Genomic DNA, 2686 nt, shown 5'->3' with positions numbered 1-2686 from the left:
CGCTGCTGTCACAACGCGGTGCTGCTACTCGGCGTCGTGATCCGTTTCCAGGATCTGGACCAGGCGGTCCAGCGCGGTGTCAGCGCCGTCGCCTTCGGCGCGGAGGACCACCACGTCGCCGTGGGAGGCGCCCAGGCTCATGAGGGAGAGGATGCTGGCGGCATCCATGGCCTCGTCGGCCGGCTCGCCTTCACGGGCGATGGTGATGTCCAGGTCGAACTCTCCGGCTGCCTCGGCAAAGATGGCGGCGGGGCGGGCGTGCAGGCCCACGCGGCTGGCGACGGTTGCGGTGCGTTCTGGCATTGTTGCTCCTTTTGTCTTTCGGCTTGCTGTGCTTCAGCGCCGGATGGGTAGTGGCCGGATCAGACCGTTGCTGGAACGGTTTCCACCGTAGCAGCGGTCTTGGGGGCTGCCCAGCGTTTGAGGGCCACCACGGCCAGGGCGCTGACGATGGTTCCGGCGATGATCGAGATCACGAACATCAGCAGGTTGCCGATGGCGAAGAAGACGAAGAGGCCGCCGTGGGGTGCCTGCGACGTGACGTTGAAGGCCATGCACAGTGCGCCGGTGAGGGCACCGCCCACCATGCTGGCGGGGATGACGCGCAGCGGGTCGGCCGCGGCGAACGGGATGGCGCCTTCGGAGATGAAGGACGCACCCAGCAGCCAGGCCGCCTTGCCGTTTTCACGCTCGGCCAGGCTGAAGAGTTTCTTGTCCAGGACCGTGGCCAGGGCCATGGCCAGCGGCGGGACCATGCCGGCAGCCATGACGGTTGCCATGATCTGCCACGGCGCCTGGTTGTCGGCGCTGCCGGCGCTCAGGCCGGCCACCGCAAAGGCGTAAGCCACCTTGTTGACCGGGCCACCGAGGTCAAAGCACATCATGAGGCCGAGGATGATGCCCAGGACGACGGCGGACGCGCCGGTCATGCCGGACAGCCAGCCGTTGAGGGCCAGCGTCAGGCCTGCGATGGGGCCGCCGAGTACCAGGAACATCAGTCCTGAGGCAAAGATGGAAGCGAGCAGCGGGATGATCACCACGGGCATCAGGCCGCGGAGCCAGCGCGGCACCTGCCAGGTCCCGATCAGGTGGGCCATGTAGCCGGCGAGCAGGCCGCCGACGATGCCGCCGAGGAAGCCGGCACCCATGAAGCCGGAGACTGCACCGGCAACGAAACCGGGTGCGATGCCGGGCCGGTCAGCAATGGCGTAGGCGATGTAGCCGGCCAGTGCAGGGACCAGGAATCCCATAGACAGCGCGCCGATCTTGAACAGCACTGCGCCAAGATAGGTGGTCAGGCCACCTTCGGGCAGGTTGCCAAAGTTGTTCTCTACAACCACCGTGTCCGCGACTTCGGTGATGTCGTAGCCACCCAGCAGGAAGCCGAGGGCGATCAGCAGGCCGCCGCCGGCGACGAACGGAATCATGTAGCTGACGCCGGTGAGGAGTGCCCGCTTCAGCTTCTGGCCGATGTGCTCGCCCTTTTCCTCGGCGTCGTGCTCGGCCTGTTCCTCGGCACCAAAGTGCGGGACGCGGCGGGCGTTCGGGTTGTCCGCGGCGGCCAGTGCTTCCTGGACCATCTTGGCGGGCTCGTCGATGCCGCGCTTGACGGGGGCGTTGATGACCGGCTTGCCGGCGAAGCGTTCCTTGCCGCGCACGTCCACGTCCACCGCGAAGATCACGGCGTCGGCGGCAGCGATCACGGCGGGGTCCAGCGGCTTGGCGCCGGAGGAGCCCTGCGTTTCCACCTGCAGGTCAACGCCGGCTTCCTGGGCCGCGGCCACGAGGGAGTCGGCAGCCATGTAGGTGTGGGCGATGCCGGTGGGGCATGCCGTCACGGCAACGAGGCGCCTGGGGCCGGAGGAACCAGCCGCTGCACCTGCGCCCGCACCTGCCACTGCCGAAGCCCCGGACTGGCCGGTTGAGTTCAGCGATCCAGCTGCCTCCGCCGGGGCGGCGGCAGCATGGGCGGCCGGCTTGTCGGCGAGGGCGCCGTCCACCAGCTCGACGATTTCCTCCCGGGAGGACGCGGCGCGCAGGGCTGCGGTGAAGTCCTTTTTGATCAGGGAGCGGGCCAGCTTGGAGAGCAGCTTCAGGTGCGCCTGGTCTGCTCCGTCCGGGGCGGCGATGAAGAAGATGAGGTCGGCCGGGCCGTCCTTGGCGCCGAAGTCCACCTTCGGGTCCAGGCGGGCCATGGCCAGGGTGGGCTCCGTGACGGCGGCCGAGCGGCAGTGCGGGATGGCAATGCCGCCGGGAATGCCCGTGGCGGTTTTCTGTTCGCGGGCGAAGGCGTCGGCGAAGAGGCCTTCAACCTCTGTTGCGCGTCCGGCGGCAGCTACCTTGCTTGCCAGATGCCGGATCACCGCCTCGGGCGCGTTGCCCAGGTTCTGGTCGAGCTCGACCAGTTCCGTGGTGATGAGCTGAGTCACTGTCAATCCTTTCGAAGGGCCGTGATGGTTACGGCATCCGGGGTGGTTTGGTGAACTGCCGGAACGGTGGAACCGGGCAGGGAGGCGGCAGCGGCACCGTGGGCCACTGCCTGGCGAAGGCAGTCGGCCGGGGCGGCGCCCTGGCCGTGGGCGAGCAGATAACCGGCCAGCGCGGAGTCGCCCGCGCCCACCGTACTGACCGCGGCGACCGGCGGATGCGTGGCCAGCCACGCGCCGTCGGCAGTTACCAGCACAGC

At 68.5% G+C, this 2686-nt stretch carries 3 protein-coding genes; all 3 read right to left on the bottom strand.

Features of this window, described 5'->3' with window-relative positions:
* Window positions 1–24 precede the first annotated feature (24 nt).
* Window positions 25–303 carry an HPr family phosphocarrier protein gene (locus tag P2Q66_RS14105; protein WP_079598623.1) on the bottom strand — a complete coding sequence of 93 codons (279 nt, stop codon included), beginning with the start codon at window positions 301–303 and terminating at the stop codon, window positions 25–27.
* A 59-nt stretch (window positions 304–362) separates the two neighbouring features.
* Window positions 363–2429 carry a fructose-specific PTS transporter subunit EIIC gene (locus tag P2Q66_RS14100; protein WP_275729075.1) on the bottom strand — a complete coding sequence of 689 codons (2067 nt, stop codon included), beginning with the start codon at window positions 2427–2429 and terminating at the stop codon, window positions 363–365.
* A gap of 2 nt (window positions 2430–2431) precedes the next feature.
* On the bottom strand, window positions 2432–2686 hold a 255-nt coding region (locus tag P2Q66_RS14095), incomplete at its 5' end, for a PfkB family carbohydrate kinase (protein WP_275729073.1).

Source organism: Arthrobacter sp. Cr_A7 (assembly GCF_029222765.1).
Lineage (GTDB): Bacteria > Actinomycetota > Actinomycetes > Actinomycetales > Micrococcaceae > Arthrobacter.
This window is presented reverse-complemented; position numbering and strand designations above follow the sequence as displayed.

Coding starts and splice junctions, on each gene's coding strand:
- P2Q66_RS14105 (WP_079598623.1), bottom strand. CDS start 303: ATGCCAGAACGCACCGCAACCGTCGCCAGCCGCGTGGGCCTGCACGCC.